A 14,725-nucleotide genomic window follows, 5' to 3' on the forward strand; every position below is an offset into this window, starting at 1 on the left:
CGAAACACCAGTCTGGTGCCGAATCGCGGCTGCGCGCCGCGCCGACACGACAACGAGGTTGCCGTACCTATGCGTCACGCCGAAGGAGCCCGCGGTGAGTGCTGACCAAACTGAGCTCGCCTTTGACTGGAGCTGTCGGATCATGTCCGACAACGGCTGTGGCTTCCCGGCTCCGGGCCTGCACTCGTTCCTCTTCAAGCCGATCTTCGAGGTCGGCGGGTTCGAGTTCAACAAGGTCATGCTGCTCGCCCTGCTGACGACCCTCGTCGTGGTCAGCTTCTTCTATCTGGCGTTCGGCAAGGCCAAGGTCGTCCCGGGCAAGCTGCAGATGATCGGTGAGGCCGGCTACGACTTCGTACGCCGCGGCATCGTCTACGAGACGATGGGCAAGAAGGAGGGCGAGAAGTACGTCCCCCTGATGGTCTCGATGTTCTTCTTCATCTGGATCATGAACATCTGGTCCGTGATCCCGCTGACCCAGTTCCCGGTCTCGTCGGTCATCGCGTACCCGATCATCCTCGCGGCCGTCGTCTACTTCATCTGGGTGCCTCTCACCTTCAAGCGCCACGGGTTCGTCGGCGGCTGGAAGAACATCACCGGCTACGACGCCTCGCTGGGCCCGATCAAGTGGCTCGTGTCGTTCATCGAGTTCTTCTCGAACCTGCTCGTGCGTCCCTTCACGCACGCCGTGCGACTCTTCGCCAACATGTTCGCCGGTCACCTGATGCTGGTGATGTTCACCGTCGCCTCCTGGTACCTGCTGAACAGCTGGATGATCCCGGCCGCCGGTGTCTCGTTCGTGATGACCATCGTCATGATCCTCTTCGAACTTTTCGTGCAGGCGGTCCAGGCGTACGTCTTCGTGCTCCTCTCCGCCACCTACATTCAGGGCGCTCTCGCCGAGCACCACTGAGTAAGACCCGGCTTTCCAGCCCCCAGATCGCCCGGTGGCCAACCCCCACCGGTCCATGAAAGAGAAGGAAGTAACGGCATGTCCGCGACCCTCGAACTCGCCGCAGGCGTCTCCGGCTCCCTCGGCTCCATCGGCTACGGCCTCGCCGCGATCGGCCCCGGCATCGGCGTCGGCATCGTGTTCGGTAACGGCACCCAGGCCCTGGCCCGTCAGCCCGAGGCCGCCGGTCTGATCCGCGCCAACCAGATCCTCGGCTTCGCCTTCTGTGAGGCGCTCGCCCTCATCGGCATCGTTATGCCGTTCGTGTTCGGTAAGTAGTCACTGCTTACTGACACTTTTCGACGAAAGGCATTGATGTGATCGCCAACCTGGTTCAGCTGGCGGCCGAGGAAGAGCAGAACCCGCTCGTCCCGCCGGGTCCTGAGCTGCTCGTCGGCGCCATCGCCTTCGCCATCGTCTTCTTCTTCTTCTGGAAGAAGCTCCTCCCGAACATCAACAAGGTTCTGGAAGAGCGCCGGGAGTCGATCGAAGGCGGTATCGAGAAGGCCGAGGCCGCTCAGACCGAGGCCCAGAGCGTTCTTGAGCAGTACAAGGCTCAGCTCGCCGAGGCTCGGCACGAGGCCGCGCGTCTGCGCCAGGAGGCGCAGGAGCAGGGCGCCCAGCTCATCGCCGAGATGCGTGCCGAAGGCCAGCGGCAGCGCGAGGAGATCGTCGCCGCAGGTCACACGCAGCTCGCTGCCGACCGCAAGGCCGCCGCGCAGTCGCTGCGTCAGGACGTGGGCCAGCTGGCCACCGACCTGGCCGGCAAGCTCGTCGGTGAGTCCCTCGAGGACTCCGCTCGGCAGAGCCGCACCATCGACCGTTTCCTCGACGAGCTCGAGGAGAAGGCCGAGGCGGCTCGATGACAGCGCACGGAGCCAGCCGCGAGGCCCTCGCGGCCGCGCGCGAGCGTCTCGACGCGCTGACCGACAACACCTCGGTGGACGTGCGGCAGCTGGCGGACGAGCTCGCCTCGGTCACCGCGCTGCTGGGCCGCGAGGTCTCGCTGCGCCGGGTCCTGACCGACCCGTCGCAGTCCGGTGAGGCCAAGGCCGAGCTCGCCGGGCGGCTGCTCGGCGGGCAGGTGGGCGGCGAGACCGCCGACCTGGTGGCCGGCCTGGTCCGCTCGCGCTGGTCGCAGTCGCGTGACCTGGTGGACGCCGTCGAGGAGCTCACCAACCTCGCCGAGCTGACCGGTGCGCAGAAGTCCGGCGCGCTGGACGACGTCGAGGACGAGCTGTTCCGGTTCGGCCGGATCGTCTCCTCGAACACCGGCCTCCGGTCCGCGCTGACCGACCGCGCCGCCACCGGTGCGGCCAAGAGCGAGCTGCTGCGCAGCCTGCTCGGTGGCCGGGCGAACGAGGTGACGGAGCGGCTCGTCGAGCGCCTCGTGACCGCGCCCCGTGGACGTAGCCTGGAGTCGGGACTCGAGTCCCTCTCCAAGCTGGCCGCGGACCGCCGCAGCCGGATGGTCGCCGTCGTCACTTCGGCTGTTCCGCTCTCGGACCAGCAGAAGCAGCGCCTCGGCGCCGCCCTCGCGAAGGTCTACGGCCGCCAGATGCACCTGAACCTCGACGTGGACCCCGAGGTCCTCGGCGGGATCACGGTGCAGGTCGGCGACGAGATCATCAACGGCAGCATCGCGGACCGCCTCGAGGACGCACACCGCCGCATGGCGAGCTAGCAGTAACTCAAAACGTAGGAATGACGGCCCTAGTTGGGCCGTGCAGAGGATTCACCTCTTACTTGGGGGGAGTCCCCAGACCCCCAAAGTGAAACTTCGGGCCCAACAAGGAGAGCAGGGAACCCAGATGGCGGAGCTCACGATCCGGCCGGAGGAGATCCGGGACGCACTGGAGAACTTTGTCCAGGCGTACAAGCCGGACGCGGCCTCGCGCGAGGAGGTCGGTTCGGTCACCGTTGCCGGTGACGGCATCGCGAAGGTCGAGGGCCTCCCCTCGGCCATGGCCAACGAGCTGCTGAAGTTCGAGGACGGCACCCTCGGTCTCGCCCTCAACCTTGAGGAGCGCGAGATCGGCGCCGTCGTCCTCGGCGAGTTCAGCGGCATCGAAGAGGGCCAGCCGGTCACCCGTACCGGCGAGGTCCTGTCCGTCGCGGTGGGCGAGGGCTACCTCGGCCGCGTCGTCGACCCGCTCGGCACCCCGATCGACGGCCTCGGCGAGATCGAGACGTCCGGACGCCGCGCCCTCGAGCTGCAGGCCCCCACGGTCATGGACCGCAAGTCGGTGCACGAGCCGATGGAGACCGGCTACAAGGCCGTCGACGCCATGACCCCGATCGGCCGTGGCCAGCGTCAGCTGATCATCGGCGACCGCCAGACCGGCAAGACCGCCCTGGCCGTCGACACGATCATCAACCAGCGTGACAACTGGCGCTCGGGCGACGTGAACAAGCAGGTGCGCTGCATCTACGTCGCCGTCGGTCAGAAGGGCTCCACCATCGCCTCCGTGCGCGGTGCCCTCGAAGAGGCCGGCGCCCTTGAGTACACGACCATCGTCGCCGCCCCGGCGTCCGACCCGGCGGGCTTCAAGTACCTGGCGCCCTACACCGGCTCGGCCATCGGCCAGCAGTGGATGTACGAGGGCAAGCACGTCCTCATCATCTTCGACGACCTCTCGAAGCAGGCCGACGCCTACCGCGCCGTGTCCCTGCTGCTCCGCCGCCCGCCGGGGCGCGAGGCCTACCCGGGTGACGTCTTCTACCTGCACTCGCGTCTGCTCGAGCGCTGCGCGAAGCTCTCGGACGAGATGGGCAAGGGCTCGATGACGGGTCTGCCGATCGTCGAGACCAAGGCGAACGACGTGTCGGCGTTCATTCCGACCAACGTCATCTCCATCACCGACGGCCAGTGCTTCCTGGAGTCCGACCTGTTCAACGCCGGTCAGCGTCCGGCCCTGAACGTCGGTATCTCGGTCTCCCGAGTCGGTGGCTCCGCCCAGCACAAGGCGATCCGCCAGGTCTCCGGGCGTCTGCGCGTGGACCTCGCCCAGTACCGCGAGCTCGAGGCGTTCGCCGCCTTCGGTTCCGACCTGGACGCCGCGTCGAAGGCCTCCCTCGAGCGCGGTCAGCGGATGGTCGAGCTGCTCAAGCAGGCTCAGTACCAGCCGATGGCCACCGAGGACCAGGTCATCTCCATCTGGGCCGGCACCACGGGCCGCATGGACGAGGTACCGGTCGCCGACGTCCGGCGCTTCGAGCGCGAGCTGCTCGACTACCTGCACCGCAAGGAGCAGGGCCTGATGACCTCCATCAAGGAGGGCGGCAAGATGTCCGACGACACGATCACGGCCATCGCCGACGCCGTCGCCGAGTTCAAGAAGCAGTTCGAGACCTCGGACGGCAAGCTGCTCGGCGAGGACGCTCCGGCTGCCGTCGACGCGTCCAAGTGACGACGGAAGGGACCTGACTCATGGGAGCCCAGCTCCGGGTCTACAAGCGTCGCATCAAATCCGTCACCGCGACCAAGAAGATCACCAAGGCGATGGAGATGATCGCCGCCTCGCGTGTCGTCAAGGCACAGCGCAAGGTGACCGCCTCCACTCCGTACGCGACCGAGCTCACGCGCGCGGTCACCGCGGTGGCCACGGGTGCCAACGACAAGCACCCGCTGACCACCGAGGCCGAGGCTCCGACCCGGGCCGCTGTTCTGCTCCTCTCGAGCGACCGCGGCCTGGCCGGCGCCTTCAACTCCAACGCCATCAAGGCCGCGGAGAAGCTCACCAAGAAGTTGCAGGACGCGGGCAAGGAGGTCGACACGTACATCGTCGGCCGCCGTGGCATCGCGCACTACAACTTCCGTGAGCGGAAGATCGCCGGCCAGTGGACGGGCTTCACGGATGCCCCTTCCTACTCGGACGCCAAGGAGATCGCCGCACCCCTGATCGAGGCCATCGAGAAGGACACGGCCGAGGGCGGCGTGGATGAACTCCACATCGTCTACACCGAGTTCATCTCGATGATGACGCAGGAGGCAACCGGTGACCGGCTGCTCCCGCTCAGCCTTGAGAAGGTCGCCGAAGAGGCGGGCACGACGGACGAGGCCCGTCCGCTGTACGACTTCGAGCCGTCGGCGGAGGACGTCCTCGACGCCCTGCTGCCGCGCTACGTCGAGAGCCGTATCTACAACGCGCTGCTCCAGTCGGCTGCTTCCAAGCACGCCGCCACGCGCCGCGCGATGAAGTCGGCGACCGACAACGCGGGTGACCTGATCAACGCTCTCACCCGTTCTGCCAACGCGGCCCGCCAGGCCGAAATCACCCAGGAAATCAGCGAGATCGTCGGTGGCTCCAGTGCCCTGGCCGACGCGACCGCGGGGAGTGACAAGTAATGACGACCACTGTTGATACGGCCGTTGCCACGGGCCGCGTCGCCCGGGTGATCGGCCCGGTCGTCGACGTGGAGTTCCCCGTCGACGCGATGCCGGAGATCTACAACGCGCTTCACGTCGAGGTGGCCGACCCGGCCAAGGACGGCGAGAAGAAGACGCTGACGCTCGAGGTCGCCCAGCACCTCGGCGACGGCATCGTCCGCGCCATCTCGATGCAGCCCACCGACGGTCTGGTCCGCCAGGCCGCGGTGACCGACACGGGCTCGGGCATCACCGTGCCCGTCGGTGACATCACCAAGGGCAAGGTGTTCAACACCCTCGGTGCGATCCTGAACCACCCCGAGGCCGAGGCCGACGTCACCGAGCGGTGGCCCATCCACCGCAAGGCCCCGGCCTTCGACCAGCTCGAGTCGAAGACCGAGATGTTCGAGACCGGCCTGAAGGTCGTCGACCTTCTCACCCCGTACGTCAAGGGTGGAAAGATCGGTCTGTTCGGTGGAGCGGGCGTCGGCAAGACCGTCCTCATCCAGGAAATGATCATGCGTGTGGCCAAGCTGCACGAGGGCGTTTCCGTGTTCGCCGGTGTCGGCGAGCGCACCCGTGAGGGCAACGACCTCATCGACGAGATGGAAGAGTCGGGCGTTCTGGACAAGACCGCCCTGGTCTTCGGCCAGATGGACGAGCCGCCGGGCACGCGTCTTCGCGTCGCCCTTGCCGGTCTGACCATGGCGGAGTACTTCCGCGATGTGCAGAAGCAGGACGTGCTGTTCTTCATCGACAACATCTTCCGCTTCACGCAGGCCGGTTCCGAGGTCTCGACCCTGCTCGGCCGCATGCCCTCCGCGGTGGGCTACCAGCCGAACCTGGCCGACGAGATGGGCCTCCTCCAGGAGCGCATCACCTCGACGCGTGGTCACTCGATCACCTCGATGCAGGCGATCTACGTCCCCGCGGACGACCTCACCGACCCGGCCCCGGCCACGACCTTCGCGCACCTCGACGCGACGACCGTGCTGTCGCGTCCGATCTCGGAGAAGGGCATCTACCCGGCGGTGGACCCGCTGGACTCGACGTCCCGCATCCTGGACCCGCGCTACATCGCGCAGGACCACTACGACGCCGCCATGCGCGTCAAGGGAATCCTGCAGAAGTACAAGGACCTCCAGGACATCATCGCGATCCTCGGCATCGACGAGCTCAGCGAAGAGGACAAGCTGGTCGTTCAGCGCGCCCGTCGCGTCGAGCGCTTCCTGTCGCAGAACACCCACGCCGCCAAGCAGTTCACCGGCCTGGACGGTTCGGACGTGCCGCTGGACGAGTCGATCGCAGCGTTCAACTCGATCATCGACGGTGAGTACGACCACTTCCCCGAGCAGGCGTTCTTCATGTGTGGTGGCCTCGAGGACCTCAAGGCGAAGGCCAAGGAGCTCGGCGTCTCCTGAGTCCGTGACTCACGGGAGGGGTGGGCGAGTCCCGCCCCTCCCGGTACGCCCACTAGAATTTGACCCAACACCCGGCGAAGCCGCCGGGTGGTGACCCGAGGAGCCACCCTTGGCTGCTGAGCTGCATGTCGAGCTGGTCGCCGCGGACCGCAGCGTCTGGTCCGGCGAGGCCACCCTGGTCGTCGCGCGCACCACGTCCGGCGACATCGGCGTCATGCCCGGTCACCAGCCGCTGCTCGGTGTGCTGGAGTCGGGCCCGGTGACCATTCGTACGAGCGACGGCAACACCGTCGTCGCCGCCGTCCACGGAGGATTCATCTCCTTCGCGGACAACAAGCTGTCACTGCTTGCTGAGATCGTCGAGCTGTCGGACGAGATCGATGTCCAGCGTGCGGAGCGGGCGCTCGAGCGCGCGAAGTCGGAGGCCGACGCCTCCGCCGAGCGTCGCGCGGACGTCCGACTGCGGGCGGTGTCGTCGCGCTGAAACCGGCGCGACGGCGTTTGACGTGACTCAGCCGCGGCCAGGTCCGGAGCAATCCGGACCGGGTCGCGGCTGAGGCAATGCGGGTGCAATTCTGTTGGTCCGTTACGAAGAGGCGAGGAGGTCGGTGCCGATGATCCTCACTCTGCTCGTGTGCGGACTCGTGTTGGTCGCGCTGGTGTTGGTGGGGCTCTTCGTCTTCGGGCTGCGGCGCCGGCTCATCCAGCGGTCCGGCGGCACCTTCGACTGCAGCCTGCGCTGGAACGCCCCGGAGAAGGGCGACACCTCCGGCAAGGGCTGGGGGTACGGCGTCGCCCGCTACAACGGCGACCGGATCGAGTGGTATCGAGTCTTCTCGTACGCTCCCCGGCCGCGCCGGGTCCTTGAGCGCTCGGCCATCGAGGTCGTCGACCGGCGCGCCCCGGACGGCGAGGAGGAGCTCGCGCTGCTCTCCGACGCGATCGTCCTCGGCTGCCTGCACCGCGGAGTCCGCCTTGAACTGGCGATGGGCGAGGACGCGCTCACGGGTTTCCTCGCTTGGCTGGAGGCAGCGCCTCCCGGCCAGCGGGTGAACGTGGCCTAGCTGAGCGCCCCTTTAGAGGCGCGGGGAACTGCGCGCTCAGCCACATACGGCCCGCGGACCAAGACAACGAGAAGCCGGGAAGACAAGGGGCGTACTTGTCTTCCCGGCTTCGTCTATGCGGGACGGGCTACTTCAGACCGTCATTGATGGCAGACACCAACTCGCCGTTGGTGGTGTCACCGCTGAACTCCCAGAAGAACGCGCCTCCCAGGCCCTGCTGCTTCGACCAGGCCATCTTGCTCTTGACCGTCGCCGGGGTGTCGTACGACCACCAGTTGGTGCCGCAGTGGGCGTAGGCCGTACCGGCGATCGTGCCGTTCGCGGGGCAGGAGTTCTTGAGGACCTTGTAGTCCTCGATGCCCGCTTCGTACGTGCCCTGCGCCGCGCCGGTAGCCGTGCCGCCCGGCTCCTTCTGTGTGACGCCCGTCCAGCCGCGGCCGTAGAAGCCGATGCCGAGCAGGAGCTTCGCGGCGGGGACGCCCTTCGCCTTCAGCTTCGTTATCGCGTCGGCGGAGTTGAACCCGGCCTGCGGGATGCCGGGGTAGGAGGTGAGCGGGGAGTGCGGGGCGGTCGGGCCCTTGGCCGCCCAGGCGCCGAAGAAGTCGTACGTCATCACGTTGTACCAGTCGGCGTACTGCGACGCGCCGCCGTAGTCGGCCGCGTCTATCTTGCCGCCGCTCGAAGCGTCGGCGGTGATGGCAGCTGTGACCAGGTTGTCCTTGCCGAATTCGGTGCGGAAGGCCTGCATCATGTTCTTCATCGAGGCGGGGCCGCTGGTGTCGCAGGTCAGGCCGCAGGCGTTGGGGTACTCCCAGTCCAGGTCGATGCCGTCGAAGACGTCGGCCCAGCGCGGGTCCTCCACCAGGTCGTGGCAGGACTTGGCGAAGGCGGCCGGGTTCTTCATCGCCTCGGTGAAGCCGCCGGACCAGGTCCAGCCGCCGAAGGACCAGAGGACCTTGATGTTCGGGTGCTTGGCCTTGAGCTTGCGCAGCTGGTTGAAGTTGCCGCGCAGGGGCTGGTCCCAGGTGTCGGCCTTGCCGTCGACGGACTGGTCGGCGGTGTAGGCCTTGTCGTAGTCGGCGTAGGCGTCACCGATGGTGCACTTGCCGTTCTGGACGTTGCCGAAGGCGTAGTTGATGTGGGTGATCTTGGAGGCGGAGGCCGAGGAGTCGATGTTCTTCACGTGGTAGTTGCGGCCGTAGACGCCCCACTGCGCGAAGTAGCCGAGCTTGACCTTGTCACCGGGGCCTGGACCCGGGTCGCCGCCGCCCGTGGTGTGCACCTTGACGGCGCCGGATGCCGGTCCCGTCTGGTCGGCGGTGTCGCGGGCCTGGACCGTGTACGAGTAGTCGGTGCCCGCGGTGAGGCCGCTGTCGGCGTACGAGGTGCCGGTCACCGTGGCGACCTTGGAGCCGTCGCGCAGGACGTCGTAGTTCTTGACGCCCTTGTCGTCGGTGGCGGCCTTCCAGGCGAGCTTCACCGAGGTGTTGGTGATGTCGGACGCGGTGGGGGTGCCGGGCGCCGAGGGAGGGTTGTCGCCGGGGATGCTGCCGCCGTCACAACTGCCGCCGTTGAGCGTGCAGTTGGAGGGGGATCCCGGGCCCGAGCCGTTGAACCCGAAGGAGACCGAGGCGCCGGGGGCGAGCGTCCCGTTCCAGCCGAGGTTCTTGGCGGTCCAGCGGTTGCCGGAGTTGGTGACGGTGGCGTCCCAGGCGGAGGTCACCTTCGTGCCGGTGGGGAAGTCCCACGCGACGGTCCAGGAGCTGATGGAGGTCGTTCCGGTGTTCTTGACGGTCCACTTGCCTTCGAAGCCGCTGCCCCAGTCCTGGGTCTTGGCGTACGTGGCGGTGGCCGCGGGGGCGGCTTCCGGCGCGGCTTCGGCGGGGCCGCCGAGCGCGACCAGGGTGGCGAGCGGGAGCAGCAGGGTGGTGAGGCCTGCCACAGCTCTGTGTTTGAAGCGCAAGGTGCGCAAGGTGTGCTCCTCGGGTGAGATCCGGGGGTCAGAGGGGTGGATCCCTGCGCCGCCCGTGAGCACGTGGAACACGTGGGGGAGTGCTCACCGCAGTGCGGTGAGAATAGAAAGGTCTGGACCAGCGGTCAAGAGGTCTGAACCATTGGCCGGATAGCGCCGGTCGGGCGCACCGCATCCGGGCCTATACACCCAACTCCTGTGCGAGGACCGCCGCCTGGACCCTGCTGCGCAGCTCCAGCTTGCCGAGCAGTCGGCTGACGTGGGTCTTCACCGTCGCCTCCGCCATGTCCAGACGGCCCGCGATCTCCGCGTTCGAGAGGCCTTCACCGAGGCAGGCGAGCACCTCGCGCTCACGGCGGGTGAGGGTGTCGAGGATGGCGGGATCGGGTCCGTTCTCGCGGCGTACGGGCCGCGTGGTCCGCGGGGCCGCGAACTCGGCGATCAGCCGCCGCGTGACGGCCGGGGCGATCAGGCCCTCGCCGCGGCCGACCGTACGGACCGCCTCCAGGAGGTCCCTGGCCTCGGTGTTCTTCAGGAGGAAGCCGGAGGCGCCCGCGCGCAGCGCCCCGAAGACGTACTCGTCGAGGTCGAAGGTGGTCAGGACGAGCACGTCCGAGAGGCCTTCGGCGACGACCTGACGGGTCGCGGAGACCCCGTCGAGGCGCGGCATCTGGATGTCCATGAGCACCAGATCGGGCCGGAGTTCACGGGCGAGCGCCACCGCCTCCTCGCCGTCCGACGCCTCGCCGACCACCTCTATGTCCGGCGCGCTGCGCAGGATCAGGACAAGCCCGGCCCGTACGGCGGACTGGTCCTCGGCGACGAGCACTCGGATCATTCGGTCACTCCTTGGTCTGAGGGGTCGACGGGCAAGGTGGCGCGGACGTCCCAGACCTTGCCGTCCGTGGTGCTCTCGGGGCCCGAATCGAAGGTGCCGCCCAGGAGTTCGGTGCGCTCCCGCATGCCGACGAGGCCGGCTCCCGAGCCAGGGGCGCGGGGCCCGGCGGGGGATCCGTACGGGCTGGTCACGTGGACATCGAGGGCGTGGGGGCGCTGGGAGAGCGTCACCGTCACCACGCCCGGCGAGGCGTGCTTCAGGGCGTTGGTCAGGGACTCCTGGATGATGCGGTACGCCGCGAGCTCGACCGGGGCGGGGAGCTTGGAGCCGTCCGGCGCGCGGGCGTCGTCGAGGGTGACGTCCAGACCATTGGTACGGGCGCCCGCGATCAGGGCGCCGAGGCCGTCCAGGGTGGGTGCGGCCGTCGGCTCCCGGTCCTCGCTGGAGTCACGGAGGATCCCGATGAGGCGGCGCATCTCGGCCAGACCCTCGACGCTGTTCTCGCGGATGACGGCCAGGGCGTCGCGAGTGGTTTTCGGGTCGTCCAGGGAGAGCGCGGCCGTGGAGTGGATGGCGATCGCCGAGAGGTGGTTGGCGACCATGTCGTGCAGCTCGCGCGCCATCCGGGCGCGCTCGGCCGTGATGGCCTGTACGCGGTCCATCTCGGCGAGCAGCGCGGTCTGTTCGGCCCGCAGCCGCGCGGCGACGGCGGCCTCGCGATGATTGCGTACGAGAACACCGGTGCAGGCAGGGCCGAAGGACACAAGACCCGTGATGACGCCGATGAGGATCGCCTCCGGCTCACGGAACCAGGCGAGGAACCCGACCGTCACGGCCACCGTGACCGCCCCCGTGGTGACCGGGATGCGGCGGGCGGAGGCGGGCGTCCCGTAGAGCACGGCCGCGTACACGATGTCCGTGAACATCATGACCGACGCCAGATTGCCCGCGGTGAACTGATCGGCGACCAGCGCGAGCGTGCCGACGGTCAGGGCGGTCTGCGGCATGCTGCTGCGCAGCAGCTCAAGGCCGCCGAGGACGAAGAGCGGGATCAGCGCCCAGGTGCCGCCGAGCGGCCGGTCCGCCTGCATGTGGAGCCCGATCCCCCACCACGCGAGCCCGGCGAGCACGCAGGTCACGGCGATCTGTACGTCGACGCGCTTCGGGCGGGGGAGGGACAAGGCCATGCGTCCATCCAACACGGCGCGCCGGGGCAGCGCCTGATTCTGAGGGAGGAACCGCGCGCTACATCGAAGGATGCAGTCGAACTTCGTCACTGGCGACGACGATCAGCGGCCTCGCCGACGGGAGCCTGGAAAGGTGACCGAGAGGAGCGAACCGTGATCGTCACGCTGATCATCATCTGCGAGGTCGGCTTCTGGCTGCTGCTGGCCGGTGGCCTGGCCCTGCGGTACTGGGCGAAGATGCCGCGCGCGAGCATCGCCGTACTGCTCTGCGAGCCGGTCCTGGAGGTCGTCCTCTTCGTCGTCACCGCGATCGACCTGAAGAACGGCGCGGAGCCGGACTGGAAGCACGGTCTGGCCGCCGTCTACATCGGCTACTCCATCGCGCTCGGCCACTACACGATCAAGTGGGTGGACGTCCGCGTCGCCCACCGCTTCGCGGGCGGCCCGCCGCCGTCGACCCCCAAGTACGGCATGGCCCGCGCCCTCCACGAGTGGAAGCTCGCCGCCCGCTGGATCCTGGCAGGCCTGATCGCCATGGCGCTGCTGCAGGGAGCGGTCTGGTACGTCGGGGGCGACGGGGACGTCGGCTCCCTGCGGATGTGGCAGCAGAAGATGCTGTGGCTGATCGGCATCAACGTGATCATCGCGGGGGCGTACACGGTGTTCCCGAAGAAGGCGCCGGTCGGCGAGACCGAGCGGCGCCCCACCTTCCTGAGCAAGCTCTAACGCTCGCCGCCCGGCACCCACAGCACGTCCCCGACCTCCTTGTTCGCCGTACGGGCAAGGATGAAGAGGAGGTCGGACAGCCGGTTCAGATAGGTGGCCGTCAGGGCATTCATGGCCGCGCCGTGCACCTCGAGCGCCGCCCAAGTGGAGCGCTCCGCCCGCCGGACGACCGTGCACGCCTGGTGAAGCAGCGCAGCCCCCGCGGTGCCCCCCGGCAAGATGAAGCTGCGCAGCTTCTCCAGCTGCTCGTTGAAGCGGTCGCAGTCCGCCTCCAGCTTGTCGATGTAGAACTGCTCGACGCGCAGCGGCGGGTACTCCGGGTTCTCGGCGACCGGCGTCGACAGGTCGGCGCCCACGTCGAAGAGGTCGTTCTGGACCCGGACCAGGACCTTCACGACCTCTTCGTCGAGCCGTCCGAGCGCGATCGCCGTGCCGATCGCGGCGTTGGCCTCGTTGGCGTCGGCGTACGCCGAGATCCGCAGATCGGTCTTGGCGGTCCTGCTCATGTCGCCGAGGGCCGTCGTGCCCTTGTCGCCGGTCCTGGTGTAGATGCGCGTCAGATTGACCATGAGGTCAGCCTAGTTACGCGCCCGCCTTCCGGAAGACACGTGTGCCCACCGTCACGGATCCGGCCGCGAGCGCGGCCGCCATCAGGACGCCGTACAGCATCGCCGTACTCGCGTAGTCGCCCACGTAGGCGGCCCGCACCGCGTCCACGAGATAGCGGAACGGCATGAAGTGCGAGAGCACGTCCAGCCAGCCCGGCGCGAGCGCCATCGGCAGCATCAGGCCGGAGAGCAGCATCGAGGGCATGCTGACCGCGTTGACGACGGGTCCGAACTCGTGCGCCTTGGAGACGAGCAGCGCGAGCGCGTACGAGAGGGACGCGAGGACGACCGTCAGGACGCCCACGAAGGCGAAGCCGATGAGGATGCCGGCGAGCGGCGCCCGCAGCCCCATCACCACGGCCGCGAGGACCAGGAGCACCGCCTGGAAGACGAAGAGCGCGGCATCGCGGAGCACCCGCCCGAGGAGGAGCGCGAGCCGGCTGACCGGCGTCACCCGCATCCGCTCCACCACGCCGAACTGCTTCTCGATGATGATCGCGAATCCGCTGTACGAGGCGCCGAACAGACCGAGTTGGAGCAGCAGCCCCGGCACGAGCACCTGCCAGGAGTCACCGCGCGAGCCGAGCGGCAGGTCGGTCAGGAGCGGGCCGAAGAAGAGCAGGTAGAGCAGCGGCATCAGGACGCCGAAGAGGATCTGGAACTTGGAGCGCAGGGTCTGGCGGGCGTACCGCCCGAAGATCAGCGCGGTGTCGGAGAGAAACGCAGACATGTGAGGTCCTTGAGTATTTACGCGGCCCTGGGGATTCAGACGGCGACCGGCGCCGTGTCCTTGGGGGTGAGGTCGCGCCCGGTGACGGCCAGGAACGTGTCCTGGAGCGAGGCGTCGATGGAGCCGCCGTACTGGAGCTTGAGCGCGCTCGGTGTGCCTTCGGCGACCACGACGCCCTTGTCGATGACGACGAGGCGGTCGCAGAGAGCGTCGGCCTCGTCGAGGTAGTGCGTGGTCAGGACGACGGTGGTGCCGTGGTCATCGCGCAGCCGCCGCACCAGCGCCCACAGGTCGGCTCTGCTGCCCGGGTCGAGCCCCGTGGTCGGTTCGTCGAGGAAGAGCACCTCGGGCCGGTGCATGAGCCCCATGGCGATGTCGAGGCGCCGTCGCTGGCCGCCGGAGAGGGTCGCGCACTGGCGGTCGAGGAAGTCGGTGAGGTCCAGGTCTGCGGCCAACTCCTGGGCGCGGGCGGCTGCTTGAGTCTTCGTCAGGCGGTAGAGCTGCCCCTGGGTGACCAGTTCCTCGCGTACGGAGATGTTCAGGTCGACGCCGCCGGACTGGGCCACGTACCTGATCTTGCGCCGTACGGCGGCCGGGTCGCGGGCCAGGTCGCAGCCCGCGACGGTGGCGGCGCCGCCGGTGGGCGCCAGGAGCGTGGTGAGCATGCGCAGCGTCGTCGTCTTGCCCGCGCCGTTCGGTCCGAGGAACCCGAGGATCTCGCCGGGGGCGACGGTCAGGTCGATGCCGCGCACGGCTTCGACGGTGCCGCGTTTGGTCCGGAAGGTCTGGGTGAGTCCGGCCGTGCTGATGATTGCCATGGCGACCACAAAAACAGAGTCTCTTAAATTTTGCAATCAC

The 14,725-nt window shown here is 68.1% G+C and carries 16 protein-coding genes; 10 read left to right on the forward strand and 6 right to left on the reverse strand.

Going from position 1 to position 14,725, the window contains the following annotated elements; translation table 11 throughout:
- Window positions 1-142: 142 nt before the first annotated feature.
- From atpB to E5671_RS31350, 9 genes are all read left to right on the forward strand, one after another.
- Window positions 143-913 (forward strand): F0F1 ATP synthase subunit A, encoded by a 771-nt coding sequence (gene atpB / locus E5671_RS31310; RefSeq protein ID WP_160510523.1) that lies wholly within the window; start codon window positions 143-145, stop codon window positions 911-913.
- A gap of 78 nt (window positions 914-991) precedes the next feature.
- Window positions 992-1,231, forward strand: coding sequence for an ATP synthase F0 subunit C (gene atpE, locus E5671_RS31315; protein ID WP_055564408.1), 240 nt, complete (start codon window positions 992-994; stop codon window positions 1,229-1,231).
- A gap of 38 nt (window positions 1,232-1,269) precedes the next feature.
- On the forward strand, window positions 1,270-1,818 hold the full coding sequence (locus E5671_RS31320; protein WP_160507233.1) for a F0F1 ATP synthase subunit B: 549 nt from the start codon (window positions 1,270-1,272) through the stop codon (window positions 1,816-1,818).
- On the forward strand, window positions 1,815-2,636 hold the full coding sequence (locus E5671_RS31325; RefSeq protein WP_160507234.1) for a F0F1 ATP synthase subunit delta: 822 nt from the start codon (window positions 1,815-1,817) through the stop codon (window positions 2,634-2,636). The genes E5671_RS31320 and E5671_RS31325 overlap by 4 nt, the downstream gene beginning before the upstream one ends.
- 127 nt (window positions 2,637-2,763) lie before the next feature.
- Window positions 2,764-4,362, forward strand: coding sequence for a F0F1 ATP synthase subunit alpha (gene atpA, locus E5671_RS31330; RefSeq protein WP_160507235.1), 1,599 nt, complete (start codon window positions 2,764-2,766; stop codon window positions 4,360-4,362).
- Window positions 4,363-4,382: 20 nt separating this feature from the next.
- On the forward strand, window positions 4,383-5,300 hold the full coding sequence (locus E5671_RS31335; RefSeq protein WP_160507236.1) for a F0F1 ATP synthase subunit gamma: 918 nt from the start codon (window positions 4,383-4,385) through the stop codon (window positions 5,298-5,300).
- Window positions 5,300-6,742, forward strand: a complete 1,443-nt coding sequence (gene atpD / locus E5671_RS31340) for a F0F1 ATP synthase subunit beta (RefSeq protein ID WP_160507237.1) — start codon at window positions 5,300-5,302, stop codon at window positions 6,740-6,742. Before E5671_RS31335 ends, atpD begins: the two co-directional genes overlap by 1 nt.
- 109 nt (window positions 6,743-6,851) lie before the next feature.
- A complete protein-coding gene (locus E5671_RS31345) occupies window positions 6,852-7,226 on the forward strand; it encodes a F0F1 ATP synthase subunit epsilon (RefSeq protein WP_160507238.1) in 375 nt (124 codons plus the stop codon).
- 130 nt (window positions 7,227-7,356) lie between these two features.
- Window positions 7,357-7,806: a DUF2550 domain-containing protein gene (locus tag E5671_RS31350; protein WP_135331165.1), complete on the forward strand. Its 450-nt coding sequence runs from the start codon at window positions 7,357-7,359 to the stop codon at window positions 7,804-7,806.
- Between the two features lie 127 nt (window positions 7,807-7,933).
- Here E5671_RS31350 and E5671_RS31355 read toward each other — a convergent pair whose 3' ends face one another.
- The 3 genes from E5671_RS31355 to E5671_RS31365 all read right to left on the reverse strand — a co-directional run bounded on the left by E5671_RS31355 (window position 7,934) and on the right by E5671_RS31365 (window position 11,803).
- Entirely contained in the window at window positions 7,934-9,769 is a 1,836-nt protein-coding gene (locus E5671_RS31355; RefSeq protein ID WP_160510524.1) for a glycoside hydrolase family 18 chitinase, read from the reverse strand.
- Between the two features lie 190 nt (window positions 9,770-9,959).
- Window positions 9,960-10,616, reverse strand: coding sequence for a response regulator (locus E5671_RS31360; protein ID WP_160507239.1), 657 nt, complete (start codon window positions 10,614-10,616; stop codon window positions 9,960-9,962).
- On the reverse strand, window positions 10,613-11,803 hold the full coding sequence (locus tag E5671_RS31365; protein WP_160507240.1) for a sensor histidine kinase: 1,191 nt from the start codon (window positions 11,801-11,803) through the stop codon (window positions 10,613-10,615). Before E5671_RS31365 ends, E5671_RS31360 begins: the two co-directional genes overlap by 4 nt.
- 153 nt (window positions 11,804-11,956) lie before the next feature.
- Between E5671_RS31365 and E5671_RS31370 the strand changes: the two genes are divergently transcribed.
- Window positions 11,957-12,529, forward strand: a complete 573-nt coding sequence (locus tag E5671_RS31370) for a hypothetical protein (RefSeq protein ID WP_160507241.1) — start codon at window positions 11,957-11,959, stop codon at window positions 12,527-12,529.
- On the opposite strand, the gene E5671_RS31375 is transcribed toward E5671_RS31370, so the two are convergent.
- The 3 genes from E5671_RS31375 to E5671_RS31385 are packed head-to-tail and all read right to left on the reverse strand — an operon-like array spanning window position 12,526 to window position 14,685.
- Window positions 12,526-13,098, reverse strand: a complete 573-nt coding sequence (locus tag E5671_RS31375) for a cob(I)yrinic acid a,c-diamide adenosyltransferase (protein ID WP_160507242.1) — start codon at window positions 13,096-13,098, stop codon at window positions 12,526-12,528. The two genes, E5671_RS31370 and E5671_RS31375, sit on opposite strands and share 4 nt — an antisense overlap.
- Before the next feature lie 13 nt (window positions 13,099-13,111).
- Window positions 13,112-13,867 carry an ABC transporter permease gene (locus E5671_RS31380; protein ID WP_160507243.1) on the reverse strand — a complete coding sequence of 252 codons (756 nt, stop codon included), beginning with the start codon at window positions 13,865-13,867 and terminating at the stop codon, window positions 13,112-13,114.
- Between the two features lie 35 nt (window positions 13,868-13,902).
- On the reverse strand, window positions 13,903-14,685 hold the full coding sequence (locus E5671_RS31385) for an ABC transporter ATP-binding protein (protein ID WP_160507244.1): 783 nt from the start codon (window positions 14,683-14,685) through the stop codon (window positions 13,903-13,905).
- Window positions 14,686-14,725: the final 40 nt, after the last annotated feature.

This window comes from Streptomyces sp. BA2 (genome assembly GCF_009769735.1).
Classification (GTDB): domain Bacteria; phylum Actinomycetota; class Actinomycetes; order Streptomycetales; family Streptomycetaceae; genus Streptomyces.

Coding starts and splice junctions, on each gene's coding strand:
- atpE (WP_055564408.1), top strand. CDS start 992: ATGTCCGCGACCCTCGAACTCGCCGCAGGCGTCTCCGGCTCCCTCGGC.
- E5671_RS31350 (WP_135331165.1), top strand. CDS start 7,357: ATGATCCTCACTCTGCTCGTGTGCGGACTCGTGTTGGTCGCGCTGGTG.
- atpD (WP_160507237.1), top strand. CDS start 5,300: ATGACGACCACTGTTGATACGGCCGTTGCCACGGGCCGCGTCGCCCGG.
- atpB (WP_160510523.1), top strand. CDS start 143: ATGTCCGACAACGGCTGTGGCTTCCCGGCTCCGGGCCTGCACTCGTTC.
- E5671_RS31360 (WP_160507239.1), bottom strand. CDS start 10,616: ATGATCCGAGTGCTCGTCGCCGAGGACCAGTCCGCCGTACGGGCCGGG.
- E5671_RS31385 (WP_160507244.1), bottom strand. CDS start 14,685: ATGGCAATCATCAGCACGGCCGGACTCACCCAGACCTTCCGGACCAAA.
- E5671_RS31380 (WP_160507243.1), bottom strand. CDS start 13,867: ATGTCTGCGTTTCTCTCCGACACCGCGCTGATCTTCGGGCGGTACGCC.
- E5671_RS31335 (WP_160507236.1), top strand. CDS start 4,383: ATGGGAGCCCAGCTCCGGGTCTACAAGCGTCGCATCAAATCCGTCACC.
- E5671_RS31375 (WP_160507242.1), bottom strand. CDS start 13,098: ATGGTCAATCTGACGCGCATCTACACCAGGACCGGCGACAAGGGCACG.
- E5671_RS31325 (WP_160507234.1), top strand. CDS start 1,815: ATGACAGCGCACGGAGCCAGCCGCGAGGCCCTCGCGGCCGCGCGCGAG.
- atpA (WP_160507235.1), top strand. CDS start 2,764: ATGGCGGAGCTCACGATCCGGCCGGAGGAGATCCGGGACGCACTGGAG.
- E5671_RS31365 (WP_160507240.1), bottom strand. CDS start 11,803: ATGGCCTTGTCCCTCCCCCGCCCGAAGCGCGTCGACGTACAGATCGCC.